The organism is Moheibacter sp., from assembly GCF_049672845.1.
GTDB lineage: Bacteria > Bacteroidota > Bacteroidia > Flavobacteriales > Weeksellaceae > Moheibacter.
In genome coordinates this window covers 151,224-171,712 of the sequence record NZ_JBATWT010000005.1, presented here as the reverse complement: position 1 = coordinate 171,712, position 20,489 = coordinate 151,224, and the positions used below count along the sequence as shown (strand labels likewise).

Here is a 20,489-nt window from a genome sequence, read left to right as displayed (position 1 = left end):
CTTTTTTGAATGAAAAGCAAAGTTATTCAATTCAAATGGCTTAGGAAATGATTTAGGTCAAATTAATATTTAAAATCCTTTCTCAAATAAGGTTTCAAATCATCATAAGGAACAAATAATTCAAAATATCCATAGGCATAAGGCGTCATTTCATATAAACCATAATGAAAGGTAACTCCTTTTTTAGATAGCGTAAAGTTTTCGGAATAGTAAATTTCTTCGGCTAAAAAAGGTGTGGTTTCGGGTTCATTCAATTTTACTCCGGCCGGAATATTGTGTTCTTTCCGAACAGCTTTGTCCAAAATATTATTGATTTCTTTGGTGTGCTTTAAATCAAGTACATCGCTGATTTCTAACCATTTGTTTTTTCTTTTGTCGTAAGTGTAATAAATTTCAAACGACATTCCGTGTGCACCGCCCGTGTATAAATATTGAAAATAACGCATCACCAAATAATCTTTTCCGTTCAGATAAGGCGAGAAACTTTCCATAATCTGATGATTGTACATAGAGGCATAAAACTGGCTGGAATTTTCCCATATATCTTCGACTTCCTCTCTGTAGTCGCGTTCGAAATTTTCAATATTTTTTCGGGAGAAACTTTGAAAATCCAAATAGGTAGAGTCAATGTTTTGCACCAGTTCTCTTTGAAGTTTCAAGTCTTTTGGCAGGTAGAAATCAATTTCATAAGTTCCTTTCACGGTATCGGAATATTCTTCTTTGGGAATGATAATTTCCTTACTGGCATTGTAATGTATGATTTCGGTATAATTTTCTTTCGGAACTTTTTTCAGATCAAAAGGAAGAGTTTTCTCTCCTTTTTTCCAAGTGCCTTTGAAGGTGTCATTGGCATAAGTTCCGCTAAAAGTTTCTATAAATTCGCTGTCATCATAAGTCGAAAAAGCCAGTTGGGGAGAAGATTGGTATAATTCGATCGGAATTTCCTGAGAATGGTAATAATAAGAACCGAAATAGGCTCCTTGTTCGCTAGAGAATTCGCCTTGTTTCAAAAGTTCCATCGTTACCGGATATTTCCCGATTTTTCCCTCCAGAATTAAATAATCCTCGGTTTGAGCGGAAAGAATAAGGCTGGAAAATAAGAATAAAAGTGCAGCAATTAATTTCATATCAGAATTTTGAAAGCTAAACTTAGCAAATATTATTCCCGATTGGAGAAAAACTTCAAAATCTTCTCTGCTCTCGAGTTTCCTACAACTTCTGCTAATTCCTCTTTGGTAGCGGATTTGATGCGTTTCACTGATTTGAATTTCGATAAAAGTTCCTGAATTGTTTTTTCGCCCACGCCGGGAATTCCTTCCAATTCCGAATTGAAACTGCTTTTGCTTCTACGATTTCGGTGTTTGGAAATTCCAAACCGATGCGACTCATTTCGGACGTGTTGCAAAACTTTCAAAGTTTCGGAGGTTTTGTCCAAATAAAGTGGAATGGAATCGCCGGGAAAGAAAATTTCTTCCAGCTTTTTGGCAATCCCGATGACCGTTACTTTTCCACGTAAACCCAATTTGTCGATGCTCTTCAAAGCCGCGCTGAGCTGGCCTTTTCCACCATCGATCAAAATCAGTTGTGGCAATTCGCCTTCTTCTTCCAAAATTCGTTTGTAGCGCCGATAAATCACTTCTTCCATCGTGGCGAAATCGTCCGGGCCTTCCACCGTTTTGACGTTAAAAATCCGATAGTCTTTTTTACTCGGTTTGCCATCTTTGAACACCACACAAGCCGAAACCGGATTGGTTCCTTGGATGTTTGAATTGTCAAAACCTTCGATGTGTCGCGGTTCCACTGGCATTCGCAAATCCTTTTTCATCTGCGTCATAATGCGTTTGGTATGGCGTTCGGGATCGACGATTTTAATTTGTTTCAATTGTTCGAGTCGATAATATTTTGCATTTCGTTCCGAAAGTTCCACCAAACGTTTTTTATCGCCGATTTGCGGCACCGAAATTTTCATGTCGGGAATTTCCAATTCGAGTGGAATCGACAAAAAGATTTCTTTTGAATGACGACCAAATCTTTCCAGAATTTCCACAATCGCTTCTTCCAGCAATTCTTCATTGGTTTCGTCCAATTTCTTTTTCAATTCCAAAGTATGCGATTGAATGATCGCGCCGTTATTCACGCGAAGGAAATTCACATAAGCCGAAGTTTCGTCGGAAATGATGCTGAAAACATCCACATTTCCGATGGTAGGACTGACCACGGTAGATTTTGCCTGATGATTTTTGACCAAATCAATTTTTTCCTTGATGGATTGCGCCGTTTCAAAATCGAGTTTGGCTGCCATATCTTGCATCAAATCCGTCATATAGCGAATGGCATCGTTGTAATTTCCTTTGATGATTTCACGAACTGCTTGTATGTTTTTATCGTAATTTTCTTCGGATTGAAAACCTTCGCAAGGCCCTAAACAATTCCCGATGTGGTATTCTAGACAGACTTTGAATTTTCCGGCTTCAATGTTTTTTGGACTTAAATCATAATTACAAGTTCGTAGCGGATAAATCTCGCGAATCAGTTCCAGTAAAGCATTTAAAATCCCCACCGATGCATAGGGCCCGAAATATTCCGAACCGTCTTTGATGAGTTTCCGGGTTTTGAAAACGCGTGGAAATGTTTCGTTTTTGATGCAAATCCAGGGATAAGTTTTATCGTCCCGAAGCATCACATTGTATCGCGGTAGGTATTTTTTGATGAGGTTGTTTTCGAGCAAAAGCGCATCAAATTCGGTATCGACATTGATGGTTTTGATGTCTGCGATTTTTTTAACCAGAATCCGGGTTTTCCCGGAATCATGGGTTTTGGTGAAATAGGAGGAGACTCGTTTTTTCAGGTTTTTGGCTTTACCTATATAGAGAATTTTCCCGTTTTTATCGTAGTACTGATAAACACCGGGAGAATTCGGTAAAGTCTGAATGATTAATTTTAAATTTTCCTGCATTTGAACAAACAAAGTTCGCAAGATTTTTTGGGAATTGGAGAATTTAGTTTTTTTCGGGTTCAATTGATTGTTTTGATCCTTTCGAGTTCCTGTTTCAGGATTTTATCAAATTCGGATTGTTTATCAAGCCAGATGTAATGGCTGCTTTGATTTATGATAAACAATTTCACAAACTCATAACTGTCCGAAATTTCCTGCCAGTTTAGCGCAGCAGGGTCAATATAATCCCGATCTCCTTGAATAATGCTGATTGGTATAGGGAATTTGTCAAGCGCATTTCTTATATCATAAGAGCCCGGGATAGATGAGCCAATCGCTCCATCCACCTTAATGTTATAATAAACTCCTCCTCCTTTAAACTTCCGCCAGTTATTCAGATTGATCATATTGAATGCCGCATTTCCAGTTATTTTATTTTTTTCGGATTTTTGTTTTGCGTTCAGAACGGAGTCATTTTCAAGACCTTCTTTTTCCAGAATTTCCTGAACATGAGGACGATCTCGCAATTCTTTAATTCGGGAATGGATATCTTTTAATATTTCATGGAAAGGTTTTTCTTTGGTAATGTAAGGTGGCATAGTGGCAGTTAAGATCATTCCTTTTACATTTTGCGGATATTTTAAACAATAGGAAATAGCCAGTAAACTCCCGAAAGAATGACCAAATAAAACAACTTTCTCCTGATTTAATGATTGACGAAGTGTTTCCAAATCATCTACCAGCTTATTGATTGTCAGGCTTGAAACCAGTGAGTCTTTAACAGGCGACATTAAACTTCCTCTTTGGTCAAATAAAACAAATGTATTTTCATGGATATTGTTTCGTACCGCATCTACCAAATAGTGAAAGTCATTTCCAGGGCCACCATGCAACGTAATAATCGTATCTCCTTTTCCGATTTGCGTAACATAAAGTCGGGCTTGCCCGTCTTCAGTCGGGAAATACCAGGCGTTTTCCTGTAATTCATCAAAAATCTGAATATCATTTTGTGCATTCACAATTACCGGACTGATCAGGAAAATTGGAATCAAAAAATATAACTTCATAATGCAACTTTCTATTAAAGACGAAGTGGAAATGCATTATGTTACCGTATGAATTGTTAAATTTTTAAAATATAATCTTAATTAACTTCCTTTATCTCAATATCTTCGCCAATGTAAACCAACAATTTCTTTTCGATTTGAAAATTCATTTGTTTCAAACAATCTGCATAATGATTGATTTGTCTGACGTGTTTTCCCTGTTCACTACCTGTTTTATAATCGATAATCGTACAATGATCATCTCTCAAAGCAATCCTGTCAGGACGAATGACTTCACCCAAATCATCGATGAAATCGCGTTCATTCAGAATTTTAAATTCATCTGAAAAATAAGTTGCCAAATCCGGATGATGAATGATTTCCAATATCCGTTTTTTCATTTCGGGAATTTCTTCCTGTCGGATTTCACCTGCATTCAAAGCCTTTTTTAGTACAGGTTCCACGTCTCTTTCGGTATAAATAAATTCCATCAATCCGTGTACTAAATCGCCATAAACGATTTCTTTTTTCTTTTTCCAACGTTTGGACGATTCTTTACTGATTTGAATTCGGTTTTCCCAATTTTCAACCACAAAAGGCAAAATTTCAGTCAGATTTTCCGAATTTTTGGGTTGGGAAATTCTTCCTTTTTCGCCTTTCAAAATGATTTCATCTTCGCCTTTGAATTGTTCATTAAAATAAACCGCCACGCCGTTTTTGGCATCTTTAGGCGTGATGATGTAAAGTTGTTCCACGGCACGAGTTGTCGCTACGTACAACAAATTCAGGTTGTCGATGAGAAATTCGTTTCGTTCTTTGTCGATGATTTCCTTAATTTCATCCGAAACTTCTTCCAAATTTCCGAAGGAATCCATAATAAATTCTTCAAAAGGCAATTCTTCTTTCTGAATGGGAATCCAGAATTTATCGACTTTCACGCGATCGCCCCAACTTGCAAATGGAATCATTACCACCGGAAATTCCAGTCCTTTGGATTTGTGAATGGTCATCAGCTGAACGGCATCCACGCCTTCGGGCGAAGAAATGCTCAGTTTTTCCTTTTGCAAATCCCAATGCTCCAGAAATCTTTGCAAATTGTACTCGTTTTGCATCGAATATTCCAAAACATAATCCAGGAAATATTGTAAATAAGCGGTTTCATTTTGACTTAAATCAAAAGCTTTGATGGTTTTTTCGGTAAAATCATAAAGTGAAACCGAAGGCGAAAAAGCAAATGAAATATCGATTTCGATTTCTTTGAGAAAGTTTTTCAAGGATTGTTTCCTTTCCAAAACCGGCTTTATTTTTTCGGTAATGTCCGCAAAAGGATGGTTTTTCAATTCGTTTAATTGAATTAAAAATTCTGCCAGTGAAACTTTGTCTTCTTCGTTGGAAATGGTTTTGAAAAACAATTCAATGAGTTGAATTTCAGGCGAGTTCGATAAAAGCAAAGACTCGGAAGAAATAATCGGAATTTGTTTTTCGGACAGGAATTCGGCAATTTTTTTTCCTTCGGCTTTGGTCCGATGCAAAATCGCAATTTCACCCAATTGAAAACCTTGATCCTGAGCGGAATTCAGGTTTTTCAGCAATTGCCCGAGAACTTCTTCGTCATAATTATAATCTTCAGTTTCGCCTTTTTTGGCAATGAAATTCAATTGAACAAATCCGCCTTCTTTGTGATTGCTCAATTGTTGGTTTCCTTCGGCATATAAGTTCCGATAATCTTCGTTGAGACTTTCTGCGATTTTCGTATAAAATTCATTGTTGAATTCAATGATATTTCGGTGGCTGCGCCAGTTTCGGGGAAGATTTTCCACCAAAATGTCGAGTTCGTCTTTTCGATTGATCAGATCCACCATTTGCTCCGGATTTCCGCCGCGCCAGCGATAAATCGATTGTTTGGCGTCGCCCACGAGCATCACCGTATCGGAACTTGCTCGGGCATTTTCCACAAGCGGCAATAAATTCTGCCATTGAAGCGTGGAAGTATCCTGAAATTCATCGATGAAATAATGGTGAAATCGATTGCCAATCCGCTCATAAATAAAGCCGGACGGCTGTTTTTGGAGGTTGGCACTGATGAGTTTATTGAACTCCGAAATCAATAAAACATTGTTGTCTTCTTTGATGGTTTCGATTGATTTTTCGACTTCATTGATGATGCTCAACGAAGTAATCGTGCGCTGAATTCCTTGCCAAACCGCCAATTCACGTAAGATTTCAACTGCTTCGTCTGAAAGTGAAATTAGTTCGGGTGCAATTTGTTCGATTGTGTTTTTGGCGATGGATGAAGCTTTGCCGGAACACCATTTTTTAGGATCGGTATTGGATTTGAAAGCCAAATGACGACTTCCGGGGAATTCAAAATTTTCGTTTTGAAGTTTATTGAAAAATCCGATGAAACCCGAATTTCCATACGAAAAATCATCAGCAGAAATTTGGTTGGTATCTAGGATTTGAAATGCTTTTTTTCCGATTTCAATCAGTTTGTTTTTTTGAGTCGAAACATTTCGGTAAACGGTTTTTCGAAACTCATTAAATTCCTCCAAATTGAACTTTTGAAGATTGGCCAATTTGACCAAATGCGTATCCGAATAAAGCGTTTTGGCGCTCTGAATGAGTTCGCGCGTAATGTCCCAGGAACGGTTTTCGTTTAGATTGTCAATGGCGATTTCGATTAAAACCGAAGTCAGGGTTTCGTCTTCTCCTATTTTTGAAAACAATTGATTGACAGAGTCTTCCAGCAAAGTGTCCAATTCCATTTCCACATTGAAATTGGAGGAAAGCCCTAAATCCTGCGCAAAAGATTTCATCAATCTAAGGTTGAATTTGTCGATTGTACTAACCGAAAATCGCGAATAATTATGCAGGATTTTGGTCAGCATTTCTTTGGATCGCTGATGAATGATTTCCGGTGTGAGATTCAGTTCATTGCTCAGCATTTGTAAATCCTGATTTTCTACGAAATCGGTTTGTGAAAACTTTTGAAGTTGTTCGAGAATTCTCTCTTTCATTTCGTTCGCGGCCTTATTGGTAAAGGTAATTGCGAGGATCGACTCAAAAGCAAAAGGATTTTTACTCGACAAAAGAATGGACAGATATTCCTTGACCAGTGTGTAGGTTTTTCCCGCGCCGGCCGAGGCATTGTAGATTTTGAAATCGTTAGGTTGCAGCATTATTGAATTAAAAATTAAAAATGATAAATTTTAAATGCCCTTCGACTCCGCTCAGGGTAACAGGTTAAATGTAGAGATTTATTTTTTGATTAAACTCTTCAAATAGTCGATTATTAATTCAGTGGAATTGGGTTTCCCTTGTATGTAGTTTTCGGCAGCATTTCCACGACGTTTTCTTTCGTCTTCATTTTCAATCAAATTTGTCATTTTTTGGTCAAAATCATATTGGTCAATAAAACGAACGGCACCCTGATTTTCCAACAAATCAATCGCTTCGAAATAATTTTCATAATTCGGTCCGAAAATAATCGGAACACCAAAAACAGTCGGCTCCAAAGTGTTATGAACACCGGTTTTGGTAAATCCACCACCGACATAAGAAACATCGGAATAAGCATAAATTTTGGTCAGCATCCCGATGGTATCTAGAATCAAAATTTGAGAATTCTCGATTTGATTTTGATCGGATTTTGTATAAATCGCAGTTTTTTTGCTGACTTTTTCAGATAAAGAGATAATTTCTTTTTCCTTGATGTTGTGCGGCGCAAAAATCAGTTTCCAGTCATCGGGCATTTTTTCATTGATGAATTTTACCAGAATTTCTTCGTCATCGGGCCAAGTACTTCCGGCAACAATGAGTTTTGAATTTCCTTTGAATTTTTCGATGAATTCCACTCGGACATTGGCTTCACGGATTTCTTTCACACGGTCAAAACGCGTATCGCCCGAAACGCGGACGTTCTCAATCCCGATGGATTCCAATAAATTTTTTGAGTCGTTGTCCTGCACAAAGAAATGCTCGATCCCAGCAATTATTTTTCGGAACCAACTTCCAAATGGACGGAAAAATAAATTATCCTCTTTGATGACTGCTGAAATCACCAAGACTGGAATATCTTTTTTCTGTAAACGTTTTAAAAGATTGTACCAATATTCATATTTCACCAAAATCAAAACTTCGGGATGAAGGATTTTAATCAATTGTTTGGCATTTTTCGGCGTGTCGAGCGGTAAATAAAAAATATAATCGGCACCTTGATAATCCTTTCTGACTTCGTATCCGGAAGGCGAAAAGAAACTGACGGCGAGTTTATGATAGGGAAAATCCTTTTTGATTTTTTCCATCACGGGACGACCTTGTTCGAATTCGCCCAAAGAAGAACAATGCACCCAGATGATTTTATCGTCAGGTGAAATGGCTTGTTTCATTTTGTTTTTCCAGCTTTTTCTGCCGGAAATCCAAAGTTTGGCTTTGGGATTGAAATGAGCGGCTATGGAAACGGCAAAGCCATACATTTGGATGAAAAAAGTGTACAGTGCCTGCATTTTAATCTTTTTTGTACAAGAATTTTTTGAGTTCTTCGGTGGTTACGCAAATGTCATAACCTTTTTTCAATAAACCTTTAATGAGGTGGATATCGCCTGTCCAGATTTTGTGTCTGATTTGCAAATGAAGAGCGATAAAGAAAAAATCATCTGGATCAATATCTTTTACAATTTCAAAAGCTTCTTTCAGATATTTTTTTTCTATTTCGGAAGATTTATAAAAAGTAATTTTTGAAGTAAGTTGTTTCAAATCTTGGGTAATTTGAAGCTTGGTTTTTCCCGTATATTTAAGGAGATCCGAAAAGTGATTATTGACCTCAGTAAGGATAAATTCGGGTGCTGAAATCTGAATATTGCTTTTGGAAGTCAGAATTTCAGCAATCGCCCCATTGGGATTATAAAGTGCACTAATGAGTAGATTGCTGTCCGAAATAACTATCATAATCCAGTCCCATTTCTTTAAACCATCTTTTCGTTCCGGCCTTATTCACCTTTTTTGAAAGCTCCATGATATGTATTTCCTTTTCTTCTTCGGTCATAAGATCAAAGGGAGTAGGTTCGGAAGTTTTGTTTTTTGCATTTTTGGGAATGTATTCAATGTCAATACCCATCCGCTTGGCAATGCGGATCAGCAGTTCCAAATCTTCTTTCGAGGCTTTATTTACAATCAGCGTGTCCATCGGAAATGATTTATCTCACAAAGATAGGCAAAACTGCACAAAATTTTCGCCATTTTCCCTTAATCACTACATTTGCTTAAATTTCAGAATATGCGCAAATTACAAATGGTTGATTTGGGTGCACAGTACCAGAAAATCAAAAAAGATATAGACGAAGCCATTCAGGGGGTCATTGATTCTTCAGCATTTATTAACGGCCCTGAAGTGAAAAATTTCCAGACAGAACTGGAATCTTATTTAAACGTTAAACACGTCATTCCTTGCGGAAACGGAACCGACGCTTTGCAAATCGCTTTGATGGCGTTGGATTTGAAGCCGGGCGATGAAGTCATCACTGCCGATTTTACATTTGCGGCGACTGTGGAAGTCATTCATCTTTTGGGATTGAAGTCGGTTTTGGTCGATGTAGATTATGATACATTTTTAATCGATCCGGAGAAAATTCGCGCAGCCATCACACCGAAAACCAAAGCAATCATTCCGGTTCATTTGTTTGGTCAATGTGCCAATATGGACGAAATCAATCAAATCGCAAAAGAGCATAATTTATTTGTAGTCGAAGATACCGCACAAGGGATTGGAGCCGATTTCAAAGGAGAAAAGGCGGGAACCATCGGAACGATTGGAACGACTTCTTTTTTCCCTTCCAAAAATCTGGGAAGCTATGGTGACGGCGGAGCGATTTTTACCAATGACGATGAATTGGCACACAAAATGCGTGGAATTTGTAACCATGGAATGTACCAAAGATATTACCACGACGAGATTGGTGTGAATTCAAGATTGGACAGCATTCAGGCAGCTATTTTGAGAGTGAAATTGCATCATTTGGACGAATATAACAAAGCTCGAAGAAAAGCAGCCGATTTTTACAACGAAGCTTTTTATGAATTACCCGAAGTTTTGACGCCGATCAAATCGGATGATTCTACACATGTTTACCATCAGTATACTTTGCGAATTCTCAATGGAAAACGCAATGAATTAAAAGAATTTTTAGAGTCCAAAGGCATTCCGGCGATGATTTATTATCCGGTTCCTTTGCGCAAACAAAAAGCTTACGATACCGGGAATTACAACGATGCCGATTTCCCAAATACCAATCAACTGATTGAAGAAGTGATTTCTTTGCCGATGCATACGGAATTGGATAAAGAACAGTTGGAGTTTATCAAACAATCGGTTTGGGAATTCTTCAGAGTGTATCAGGAATAATTCAATTGTAATTAAATTTTTTTACTAAATAAATTAAACTTAAATCTATGAAACGATTTTTAACTTTTTTTATTATTATTTTTTTAACTGATGGCTTTGGGCAGAATCTCGAAATGGATGCTGAATTGATTGAGCTAAATTTTCAGTACAGTTCAGATCCAACTGACTTTTTCCACTTTCAAAATCAACTTTTTTTTAGAGGAAAATATAAAGGACTTGATGATTATTCTATTTTCAAATATGATGGAATAGATGCTGTAATTATGAAAAATGGTGGAGGGGAAAGACTGATTTGTGGCGTGCCCATTATAGGAGATAATCTGTTGTATTTTAGTGGGAAAATTTATGATGATTTTTATGGTGATCATTACTTGTGGGTTAGTAATGGAGAGGAAAATGATGCAATACCTTTAATTGAATCGGGAGGTAATTATGAACTCTTATTAACAATTGGTAGTAGATTGTTTTTTTTATATTCAGATCCTTTCGGAAAAAAATTATGGACATCAAATGGAACTCCTGAAACGACTATTCAATTAATGGATTTACATACAGCTCCACAAAATGCAGGGTACGTCAAGAACGTAATTGAGTCTCAAGGAAAACTTTTCTTTTCAACAGATGACCCAACATATGGTGAAGAGTTGTGGGTAAGTGACGGAACTGTAAACGGGACATATATGGTCAAAGATATACATGAAGGAGTACAAAGTAGTGGGATTACTAGTATAATCAGTTTTAATGAAAAAATTTATTTTGTTGCTAATGATGGTGTGAATGGATATGAACTTTGGACTTCGGATGGAACCGAAAGTGGAACATATATATTAAAAAATATAAACCCTGGAAATAGCCATGCGTTTAGCCAATTAAGTAACCAATTTATAGAATTTGATGGGAATTTTTATTTTTTTGCCAATGATGGTACAAATATCCAATTATGGAAAAGTAACGGAACCACTAATGGAACCACACTTTTCAAAAATGTGAATACTTTTCCGAATAATTATTCTTACCAAACAGCATCTATAAATGGGGCTGCAACTGATGATTTCTTTGTGTTCAAAGCATATGATTACAATAGTTCAAATTATCAATACACTGAAAAGTTAATGAAAAGTGATGGGACAATTGAAGGGACTTTAGAACTTTTGGAATTAAATTCAAACTATTCCCCTTTTTCAGATAGTCAACTTGATAGAATTCAAAATAAAATTTATTTTACAACAGAATCAACTTACCCAAATAAAGAGTTATGGGTAACAGATGGGACTTCTCAAGGAACAAATTTTGTTACAGATGGCTATCAAGAATTTTCTTATTTCAAATCAGAAGGAAACAATTTATTTCTAAAAGCCAAAATTAGTCATAATGAATTTCAAGTTTTGAAAGTTGATTATAATTCAAATTCGTCTTCTATTTTCTTAGAAAATACAATTAATCCGGAACGTGGATTTGAAATATTCAATGGTGAAATTTATTTTGGATTTGATTTCAATTATTTTAATAATTATCATCCAAGTGGGAGTGAGTTATGGAAATCCAATCTAGCTGGAAATAACCCTATTTTGGTTGAAGATATAAATACAGCAGCTCCAGCGTATCCTACAAATTTTGCGAATTTTTTTAACGGAAGTACAGTTTTCAATGCAAATAATTATCTATCATATGGATTATATAGCATTTCAACCAGTAATGAGCTTACATTTTTAGGAGAAAGTTATATGTTTCAGGGTGATGGTTATGATAGTGAATTTTATAGAGTAGGAGACTATTATTATTTTAACGTTGTTTCGAGTGCCTTGAATTATGATCTAACAGGTTTATGCAGAACTGATGGGACTGCAGAGGGAACAATAAAAGTCGGAAACGTTCATGTAGCTGACCATATGAAATATAATAGAAATTATTTTACTCATTTAAATGATGACTTGTATTTTATTGCCATTGATGGAGAAGCTTATAGTAGTAAAAGCAAAATATGGAGAACAAACGCAACGAATAATCAGACAAATATTTTAGTAGATTTCACTGAAAATTCAAATAATTATACAGTTTTCAATTCTGTTATTGAATTTAATAATAAAATCTATTTTGCCGGAGGAATTTTTGAACCACCTTCTCATGATATTGTGTTAAAAGGTTTATGGTCTTATAATCCAATAGGAGAAAATACAGAATTAATCTATGAACCGGAAATGACTTACTGGGATGATACGGGAAGAATTGAAATAATAGGGATTAATGAAGGAATTTTGTATTTTTATAATATCCAGCGAACCTCAGGAAATACTGTAACAACACATTTTTATTCTTTAGATTCAGAAGATAACATTGCTCTTTTGGGTAGCTTTAGTGGAGAGGCCTTAAATTGGTATGATTATAATAAATTCATAATATCAAACGGATATTTCTATTTACCTTTTAGGGACTTGAATATAAACAAAATTAAACTCATTGAATTGGGGTTAAATCATATTTCTTTACTGACCGTAGAAGACTCGAACTCTTCTACAGGTATTAATAGCATTGTGAGTTGTGGAAATAATCTTTATTTTTTAGAATCTTCGAATTATGGTTTATGGTCAATGAGTAACGAAAATGAATTTACACTATTGAATGGGGAGTTTGATGTAGAGGCTATTAGTGATTTGAATTGTTATAATAACGAGCTTTTGCTTTACGCCAAAACTTTTTACCCTGAAAATGCAGTAGCCTATTCAGAATTAATAGTTACAAATGGAAATATTGAAGATACTCAGGAGATTATTATTAATGTTGATAGTGATTTTGACCAAATTAAAATTGAAGATATTTTTATAGATAATCAAAATAAGATATTCTTTTCATTATCTGACCACTATACAGGAGCTGAACTCTATGTTTCAGAATTGGATATCATATTAACCACAGAAGAAATAAATGAAGGATTAACCAAAGACAACTCAAATGTATTGATCTATCCCAATCCAACTTCATCTGAAATCAATGTGGTTTCAAACGATCAATCCCAAATCAAACAAATTCAATTATATGATTTAACCGGAAAATTGATGGAAATTGGAATTTATAATTCTGAAGAAGTAAAATTAAATCTTAATAAATACAATTCAGGTATCTATTTATTGAAAGTGCAAACCGAGAAAAATACAACTACTAAAAAAGTAATTCTAAAATAAAACCAAAACCTTGAAAAAAATACTCGTTACCGGCGGACTCGGATACATTGGCTCACATACGGCAGTTGCTTTGCAGGAAGCCGGATACGATGTTGTCATCATCGATGATTTATCGAATTCCGAATTATTTGTATTGGATAGAATTGCCCAAATCACGGGCATTCAGCCGGAATTTCATCAGATTGATTTGAAAGACAGCGTTTTGGTCAATGAATTTTTTCAAAACAACAAAGTCGATGGTGTCATTCATTTCGCAGCGCACAAAGCCGTAGGCGAAAGCGTTCAGAAACCTTTGATGTATCATAAAAACAATCTTTTAGGATTGTTAAATGTACTGGAAGCGATGAATGAAAACGAAGTGGATCACTTTATTTTCAGTTCTTCCTGTACGGTTTACGGTCAGGCCGATAAAATGCCGATTGACGAGTCGGCTCCGATTAAAAAAGCAGAATCGCCTTATGCCAAAACCAAGCAAATGGGCGAGGAGATTTTGGAAGATTTTGTAGCGGCTTTTGAGAAAAATGTGATTTCCTTGAGGTATTTCAATCCGGTGGGTGCGCATCCGACAGCCTTGATCGGCGAGTTACCCAAAGGCGTTCCCAATAATTTAGTGCCGTTTGTTACGCAGACTGCAGCCGGAATTCGGGAGTTTTTATCGGTATTTGGAAGTGATTATCCGACACGTGACGGAACGGCCATTCGGGATTATATCTATGTTTGCGATTTGGCGGATGCACACGTAAAAGCTTTGACAAGATTAATTCAAAAGCAAAATAAATCCCATCTGGAAGTTTTCAATCTGGGAACGGGCATTGGTTCAACGGTTTTGGAAGTGGTGAAAGCTTTTGAAACAGTCAATAATCTGAAATTGAATTATAAACTGGTGGAAAGAAGAGCAGGGGACATCATCGAAGCTTTTGCGGACAATAGTTTAGCCGAAAATGAATTGGGCTGGAAACCTGAAACTTCGCTGGAAGAATCGATGCGTACGGCTTGGGAGTGGCAGAGGAGCCTCCCCTAACCCCTCCGAAGGAGGGGAATTCGTTCTTTACGAACTCCGAATTTCGGACTTCATCAAACGAAATATAATTTGTAATTTTGACCATTCTATGGAAGTAATCATCAAAGAAGACGGAAGGGTACAAAAACCGGAATGGTTGCGTGTGAAACTGCCTACGGGTAAAAAGCACCGTGAGTTGCGTGGTTTGGTCGATAAATACAAACTCAATACGATTTGCCAGAGTGGAAGTTGTCCGAATATGGGCGAATGTTGGGGTGAAGGAACTGCGACTTTTATGATTTTGGGAAACATTTGTACACGTTCCTGCGGATTTTGCGGTGTGAAAACCGGTCGTCCCGAACAAGTCGATTGGGAAGAGCCTGAAAAAGTGGCGCGTTCCATCAAATTGATGCAAATCAAACACGCGGTGCTGACTTCTGTGGATCGCGATGATTTGAAAGATATGGGTTCCATCATTTGGGCGGAAACCATTGGCGCGGTTCGGAGAATCAGCCCGGGAACGACGATGGAAACTTTAATTCCCGATTTCCAAGGAAATACAAAAATGCTGGATCGAATTCTGGAAGCCGCTCCTGAAGTGATTTCGCACAATATGGAAACGGTGAAAAGGCTGACGCGTGAAGTGAGAATTCAAGCGAAATACGAACGCAGTTTGGAAGTTTTACGTTACTTGAAAGAGCAAGGTCAGCCGAGAACCAAAACCGGTGTTATGCTTGGTTTGGGCGAAACGGAAGACGAGGTTTTTGAAACCATTCAGGACGTTAGAAATGCCAATGTGGACATCATCACGATTGGGCAGTATCTGCAGCCGACCAAAAAACATTTGCCGGTTCGTTCGTTTATTACGCCTGAACAGTTCAAAGCTTACGAAATTTTTGCCAAAGATTTGGGCTTCCGTCATGTGGAAAGCGGGCCGTTGGTGCGTTCTTCTTATCATGCTGAGAAGCATATTCTTTAGAGGTAAGGTTGGTAGAGAAAATAGAGAATAGAAGATAGAAAATAGATACATTATACAATAATTCACTATTCAACAATTCACTTTTACACCTACCTATTCAAACTTTCTTTATTCTATTTTTGAAGAAATAATTTTATGAAAGTAAAGTTGCTGACCATTGGGGATGAGATATTAATCGGTCAAACGGTCGATACGAATTCCGCCTACATTGCCCAAAAACTAAATGGAATTGGACTGGAAGTGGAAGAAATTCTTTCCATTGCCGATCGTTCTGAAACCATTATACAAGCACTTCAAAATTCAATTTCTGAAACCGATGTTTTGATCACAACCGGCGGACTTGGTCCGACCAATGACGATGTGACTAAGCTGGCTTTGTGCGAATTTCTAGATACCGAGTTGATTTTGGATGAATTCGTATTGAAAGAACTCGAAGAGCGTTTTGCCAAACAAGGTCGGGAATTGAACAAACTCAATCGCAATCAAACTTTATTACCCAAAAAATCGATTGCGTTGCGAAATATTTTGGGAACGGCTCCGGGCATCTGGACGGAATTTCAAAATACCATTATCATCAATCTTCCCGGTGTTCCGTTTGAAATGAAAAACCTGATGAAAACGGAAGTTTTGCCACGGCTTCAACAAAAATTCAATTTGCCTTTTGTGGTGCATCGGTTTTTGTCCGTTTCGGATTATCCGGAAAGTGAATTGGCCATTGCGTTGGAAGATTGGGAGAAAAATTTGCCTCAACATCTGCATTTTGCTTATTTACCCGAGAGAAATAAAATCAAATTAAGGATTACCGGAATTGGAAAAGTCAAATCCGAAATGGAAAAGGAAATCGATGCGGAAGTCGAAAAGCTGGTTCCATTGATTGGTGATCGTTTGGACTCTACAACTCGCGATACGATTGAAATAATTCTAGGCGAAAAACTCAAAGATTTAAATTTAAGTATTGCCACGGCAGAAAGCTGTACCGGCGGAAATATTTCCTTTTTACTGACTTCAGCACCGGGTAGTTCGGAATATTTCAAAGGCGGAATTGTTTCGTATGCAACCGAAGTGAAAGAAAGGGTTTTAGGCGTTTCCAATGAATTAATCCAAAAACACACGGTGGTAAGCAGTGAAGTAGCCGAAGCAATGGCAAAAGGCGTTCGCGAACATTTACAAACGGATATCGGTGTTTCTACCACAGGCGTTGCAGGTCCGGCGAAAGGGGAAGATGGCAAAGAAGTCGGTACGATTTGGATTGGGATAGCCGATAAAAATTCGGTGACAAGCGTGAGATATTTCTTTCCTTATCTGGAGCGCGAAGATTTTATCGCTCAAGTTTCCAGACTGGCTTTGCAGAATGTTTTCAAATTCCTGAACGGAAAAATTTAGCATTTACAAGGTTTACGGCTTCTGCGTTCAATTTCGCGGTTGCTGAGCGGGTAAATTTTTAATCCAATGTAGAAATGTGCACCGTGAAGTTTTTGATGCGGAATAAATATAGGAAGCAGATTTTCACTGCCGATGATAAGTGGACCATATCGGAGAAAGGCGCCCATTTGAAAATTTTTGTATTCATAAGCCGAAACAGAAGCGCCATAGGCGAATTTATGTTGGCTCACAATGTAGGAAGCATTGATGATATTGCTTCTCTTCAAGCTGTTTTCAAAGATGGGAAGACGTTGCACAACATCTATGTTTAGGTATTGATTTACGCCAATATTTTTACTTGCATTAAAATGAAGACTTGTCGGCAGTCCGATTTTAAAATCGTTTGAAACCAAGGATTGAGCTGGGTTTCCGTAAATTTCATTGCTGATGATTTGGGCGTATTGTTCGGGCGATTCGAATTCAATGTCTTCCAAATTTGAATTATTAGTGTACTGAAAGTTTTCGCCCAAAAAATGATGAACAAATCCATCAAAATTTACCCATCCGACGTCTAGTAAATTGGCCGAAATTTTCAAATCATAATCATCGTCATTTCCCGCATAATTCACAAAAGCGAACCCAAAGTCAAATCCGAAACCGTTTCCTTGCGATTGATAATTATAGGTTTCATTTTCAAAGTCATAGCCCGTTGCATAGCCGATTTCGATATCAAAATCTGATACGAAAAGATTTTTTTGATTGGCGAGCGAACCGTCTTCTAATACGATGTCTTCGTTTTCACGCCGCATCACAGCATTTTCGTTGTTTTTCAGGTAAAAAGCATCATGAGCCATTAGGTATTTAATATTGATGCCCGCAATCCATTGATAGTCAGAGTTGAATGGGATTTCTGTTGCGAGATTTAGTCCGATTTCTGTCCAATTCATAAAATTGGCTTCAAAAGGGCTTAAGTTATAAAGTACGGGTTCGAGAATTTCCTGATTAGTAAATTGAAGATAATTGTCCACATCAATAATTGAGCTCTGTGTACGGAGTTTCGAAAAGACGCCAACAGAAAAATCCTTCTCTGCAATTGCAAAATTGAAGGACGCTGATGGTCCCATGATTTCATTGCTGAAATGATATCCGGTTATGTCTTTGTTGTAATAATCCCATACTTTTTTGGTGTTTTCACCCGTGATGTTTTCTCCGATGTTTGCTTCTCTGATTTCTCCGTCAGTTATTCCGAGAACGCTTGTTTTGGAAATATAACCGTAGCTGTTTTGGATGAAAATATTTTCTGAAAATAAGTGGACATCCCATTGATTAGGATTAAGAAAGCTTTGGGTAGGAGAAATACCGACTGTGCTGATTCCGCTGAACCGGTCATTGCTGAAAATGAAAGGGTCCTGCGATAGCAGCGGAGCGGATAATAGACATAATCCAACCACTGAAAGTATATGAAAAGCACGAAAAGTCAAGAAATCCCTATTTAATTAAAAAACGTAGAAAAAGCAGGTTTATTTCATGTAAGGTTTGTGGAAGAGAAATATTTAGGCATAAAAAATGCCCGGCAAAACCGGGCAATTATTTGGATTGTGTATTTTATTTTTTGTGTGGATTAGAATGTGTATCCTACTCCTAATGCAATTGTTGAATTGTAAATTTTGAATTTGTCACCGTTTGTATCTTCTAATGTATACACACTATTTAATCCACGGCCGTAACGAATTCCGAAATTTAATCCCATTGGCAATTCATAGCCTGCACCAATGTTAAGTCCAAAGTTCACGCCAGAAACATCATCTATGTCTCCTTCAAATGAGCTGTCACCACCTTCAACTTTACCTTTTGCGCCTACGTTGAATCCAACCTGAGGTCCAAATTCAAAGTTTAAACCTTCGTAAGCATACCATTTCATCATCAATGGAACATTAATGTAGCTAAAATTACTTTTGTACTTTACATCCTGACCTAAGATAGTTTCCTCATACTTGTCTCCTTGCAAAGAGAAAAGTAATTCAGGCTGAAAAGCCAGTTGTTCAGAGAAACGGATATTTGCGTATCCTCCAACATTGAAGCCAACTTTCATGTCTGACTCTTCAACATCACTTCCGACGAAATTTGTCAATTGTGGTCCGGCTTTCACACCGAAACTTACTTGTGCATCTGCACTTGTCATTCCAAAAACCGCTAAAGCGGCAATAAAAAACATTTTTTTCATCTGTTTAATTTTTGTTTTAAAAGAGGTTTTGAATAATTTTTTCATCACCTGTTTTTAAGGTTTCGGATAGGCATTTCACAAATGCTGTGCCAAAGGAAAATGAAATGTTAAAATTCAATACCAAAAAAAGCCGTCTCGGTTCAACTGAGACGGCTTTTTCACTAAGAAAGTTATTTTAAATATTTAATCAAAATCCTGATTTACACCGACTTTTGCTCGTTGAACGTTTAGAACCGGGCGGTTACTTATCTGGTCACCGTTTCCGAGTACAAACGCTACAATGGAAAGATTTTGGGAATTGGTAACATTATCAGGAAGACTCACGTTGAAATCACGTGTCCATATATTCCCGTTTGCAATCTGGTTCTGTGGAATCACATCACCGAAAATATCGGTATAAGATTTAAGCAATACGTGTTCCTGAGGGAAGTTTGGAATTGGATTCGGAAGGTTTACATAGTCAAAATCAGGATCACATGTAGCAGACTGCCCTGTGAAATAATTAACCTGATTATAGGAAAGACCATCTTCAAGTAAATATACTACCAGTCGTGCATTTGGTACCGAGTCTGTATCAAATCCGACTTTTACATTGATGCTGAGGTTATTTCCGCTTAGTGAGGAATTAATTGCAAGTCCAAGAGGAGCGGACTGATTCAGGAATGAATCTACCTGCGCCTGATATGCCGAAGCATCATTTGGACAAGGCTGAGTCCCCTGGAACATATCCACGGTATGGATTCTGTTATATCGACCTTCTGGGCGTCCCAAAACATTGTAATTGTTCGGGTGGCTCAGCTGGTTGGCAAACTCATAAGCCCAAGGATCGGTAGGCGCACCCGGACAATGAATTGCTACTGGAATTACTCTATCGCTGTAGTTTGTGACATATTCCACAATGGTTACCATTCGCGGACAATACCCGCACCAGGTTCCGGTGTAGTCTTCAAGCAATAGTTTTTGGGTATATCCCTCGGGTTGAGTGTCTTCTTCTGTGGAAGCAAAATAGGCAATATTACTTTCCAGCCCGTTGAAAGTGGCACGTACTTCATTTTCAGGATTTACTGTTTCAGGTGAGAAAGTATTACCTGAAATCTGGTTTCCATTTACAAAAAATACAGCCTGAGATGATACGTCTCCCCCAATGTTGGAGGTTGCAGTAAAGGTAATCGTACTACCTACGGTTACGTTGGCAGTTGATAAACTGAGTGTGATTGATTCGTCCGGAATTTCTTCTTCAGTTCCGCAACTTGTGAAGAACAATAAAGAAATCAGACTCATAAAGACAAAAATGTGTGTTAGTTTATTTATTTTTTTCATAATTATGAATTAATTTTTAGCTAATTTAGCGTTTTATTAACACA

At 37.3% G+C, this 20,489-nt stretch carries 15 protein-coding genes; 5 read left to right on the top strand and 10 right to left on the bottom strand.

Annotation, left to right across the window (positions count from 1 at the left end):
* Window positions 1–62: 62 nt before the first annotated feature.
* The 7 genes from WBF63_RS00885 to WBF63_RS00855 form a co-directional block, all read right to left on the bottom strand.
* Window positions 63–1,127 carry an RsiV family protein gene (locus WBF63_RS00885; RefSeq protein WP_424367796.1) on the bottom strand — a complete coding sequence of 355 codons (1,065 nt, stop codon included), beginning with the start codon at window positions 1,125–1,127 and terminating at the stop codon, window positions 63–65.
* A 32-nt stretch (window positions 1,128–1,159) separates the two neighbouring features.
* On the bottom strand, window positions 1,160–2,956 hold the full coding sequence (uvrC, locus tag WBF63_RS00880; RefSeq protein ID WP_424367933.1) for an excinuclease ABC subunit UvrC: 1,797 nt from the start codon (window positions 2,954–2,956) through the stop codon (window positions 1,160–1,162).
* A gap of 59 nt (window positions 2,957–3,015) precedes the next feature.
* Window positions 3,016–4,002 (bottom strand): alpha/beta fold hydrolase, encoded by a 987-nt coding sequence (locus tag WBF63_RS00875; RefSeq protein WP_424367795.1) that lies wholly within the window; start codon window positions 4,000–4,002, stop codon window positions 3,016–3,018.
* Window positions 4,003–4,079: 77 nt separating this feature from the next.
* The gene (locus WBF63_RS00870) at window positions 4,080–7,160 is read right to left on the bottom strand and encodes a UvrD-helicase domain-containing protein (RefSeq protein WP_424367794.1); all 3,081 of its coding nucleotides are present in this window, start codon (window positions 7,158–7,160) and stop codon (window positions 4,080–4,082) included.
* Window positions 7,161–7,238: 78 nt separating this feature from the next.
* Window positions 7,239–8,486, bottom strand: coding sequence for a 3-deoxy-D-manno-octulosonic acid transferase (locus tag WBF63_RS00865; protein WP_424367793.1), 1,248 nt, complete (start codon window positions 8,484–8,486; stop codon window positions 7,239–7,241).
* A 1-nt stretch (window position 8,487) separates the two neighbouring features.
* A complete protein-coding gene (locus tag WBF63_RS00860) occupies window positions 8,488–8,928 on the bottom strand; it encodes a PIN domain-containing protein (protein WP_424367792.1) in 441 nt (146 codons plus the stop codon).
* A complete protein-coding gene (locus WBF63_RS00855; RefSeq protein ID WP_424367791.1) occupies window positions 8,894–9,166 on the bottom strand; it encodes a hypothetical protein in 273 nt (90 codons plus the stop codon). Before WBF63_RS00855 ends, WBF63_RS00860 begins: the two co-directional genes overlap by 35 nt.
* A 90-nt stretch (window positions 9,167–9,256) precedes the next feature.
* On the opposite strand from WBF63_RS00855, the gene WBF63_RS00850 reads away from it, so the two are divergent.
* The 5 genes from WBF63_RS00850 (at window position 9,257) to WBF63_RS00830 (ending at window position 16,922) form a co-directional block, all read left to right on the top strand.
* Entirely contained in the window at window positions 9,257–10,381 is a 1,125-nt protein-coding gene (locus WBF63_RS00850; protein ID WP_424367790.1) for a DegT/DnrJ/EryC1/StrS family aminotransferase, read from the top strand.
* A 47-nt stretch (window positions 10,382–10,428) separates the two neighbouring features.
* Window positions 10,429–13,560 (top strand): T9SS type A sorting domain-containing protein, encoded by a 3,132-nt coding sequence (locus tag WBF63_RS00845; protein WP_424367789.1) that lies wholly within the window; start codon window positions 10,429–10,431, stop codon window positions 13,558–13,560.
* Window positions 13,561–13,570: 10 nt separating this feature from the next.
* Window positions 13,571–14,581, top strand: a complete 1,011-nt coding sequence (galE, locus tag WBF63_RS00840; RefSeq protein ID WP_424367788.1) for a UDP-glucose 4-epimerase GalE — start codon at window positions 13,571–13,573, stop codon at window positions 14,579–14,581.
* Between the two features lie 88 nt (window positions 14,582–14,669).
* Window positions 14,670–15,539: a lipoyl synthase gene (gene lipA / locus WBF63_RS00835; protein WP_424367932.1), complete on the top strand. Its 870-nt coding sequence runs from the start codon at window positions 14,670–14,672 to the stop codon at window positions 15,537–15,539.
* 135 nt (window positions 15,540–15,674) lie between these two features.
* The gene (locus WBF63_RS00830; protein WP_424367787.1) at window positions 15,675–16,922 is read left to right on the top strand and encodes a CinA family nicotinamide mononucleotide deamidase-related protein; all 1,248 of its coding nucleotides are present in this window, start codon (window positions 15,675–15,677) and stop codon (window positions 16,920–16,922) included.
* Here the strand turns inward: WBF63_RS00830 and WBF63_RS00825 are convergent.
* The 3 genes from WBF63_RS00825 to WBF63_RS00815 all read right to left on the bottom strand — a co-directional run bounded on the left by WBF63_RS00825 (window position 16,919) and on the right by WBF63_RS00815 (window position 20,445).
* Window positions 16,919–18,352, bottom strand: a complete 1,434-nt coding sequence (locus tag WBF63_RS00825) for a hypothetical protein (RefSeq protein ID WP_424367786.1) — start codon at window positions 18,350–18,352, stop codon at window positions 16,919–16,921. The two genes, WBF63_RS00830 and WBF63_RS00825, sit on opposite strands and share 4 nt — an antisense overlap.
* A gap of 170 nt (window positions 18,353–18,522) precedes the next feature.
* A complete protein-coding gene (locus tag WBF63_RS00820; protein WP_424367785.1) occupies window positions 18,523–19,125 on the bottom strand; it encodes a porin family protein in 603 nt (200 codons plus the stop codon).
* Between the two features lie 183 nt (window positions 19,126–19,308).
* Window positions 19,309–20,445, bottom strand: a complete 1,137-nt coding sequence (locus tag WBF63_RS00815) for an Omp28-related outer membrane protein (RefSeq protein WP_424367784.1) — start codon at window positions 20,443–20,445, stop codon at window positions 19,309–19,311.
* Window positions 20,446–20,489 lie beyond the last annotated feature (44 nt).

What these genes read in the sequence shown, in the direction of transcription:
- WBF63_RS00885 (WP_424367796.1), bottom strand. Translation starts at nt 1,127, where the DNA reads ATGAAATTAATTGCTGCACTTTTATTCTTATTTTCCAGCCTTATTCTT.
- uvrC (WP_424367933.1), bottom strand. Translation starts at nt 2,956, where the DNA reads ATGCAGGAAAATTTAAAATTAATCATTCAGACTTTACCGAATTCTCCC.
- WBF63_RS00875 (WP_424367795.1), bottom strand. Translation starts at nt 4,002, where the DNA reads ATGAAGTTATATTTTTTGATTCCAATTTTCCTGATCAGTCCGGTAATT.
- WBF63_RS00870 (WP_424367794.1), bottom strand. Translation starts at nt 7,160, where the DNA reads ATGCTGCAACCTAACGATTTCAAAATCTACAATGCCTCGGCCGGCGCG.
- WBF63_RS00865 (WP_424367793.1), bottom strand. Translation starts at nt 8,486, where the DNA reads ATGCAGGCACTGTACACTTTTTTCATCCAAATGTATGGCTTTGCCGTT.
- WBF63_RS00860 (WP_424367792.1), bottom strand. Translation starts at nt 8,928, where the DNA reads ATGATAGTTATTTCGGACAGCAATCTACTCATTAGTGCACTTTATAAT.
- WBF63_RS00855 (WP_424367791.1), bottom strand. Translation starts at nt 9,166, where the DNA reads ATGGACACGCTGATTGTAAATAAAGCCTCGAAAGAAGATTTGGAACTG.
- WBF63_RS00850 (WP_424367790.1), top strand. Translation starts at nt 9,257, where the DNA reads ATGCGCAAATTACAAATGGTTGATTTGGGTGCACAGTACCAGAAAATC.
- WBF63_RS00845 (WP_424367789.1), top strand. Translation starts at nt 10,429, where the DNA reads ATGAAACGATTTTTAACTTTTTTTATTATTATTTTTTTAACTGATGGC.
- lipA (WP_424367932.1), top strand. Translation starts at nt 14,670, where the DNA reads ATGGAAGTAATCATCAAAGAAGACGGAAGGGTACAAAAACCGGAATGG.
- WBF63_RS00830 (WP_424367787.1), top strand. Translation starts at nt 15,675, where the DNA reads ATGAAAGTAAAGTTGCTGACCATTGGGGATGAGATATTAATCGGTCAA.
- WBF63_RS00820 (WP_424367785.1), bottom strand. Translation starts at nt 19,125, where the DNA reads ATGAAAAAAATGTTTTTTATTGCCGCTTTAGCGGTTTTTGGAATGACA.
- WBF63_RS00815 (WP_424367784.1), bottom strand. Translation starts at nt 20,445, where the DNA reads ATGAAAAAAATAAATAAACTAACACACATTTTTGTCTTTATGAGTCTG.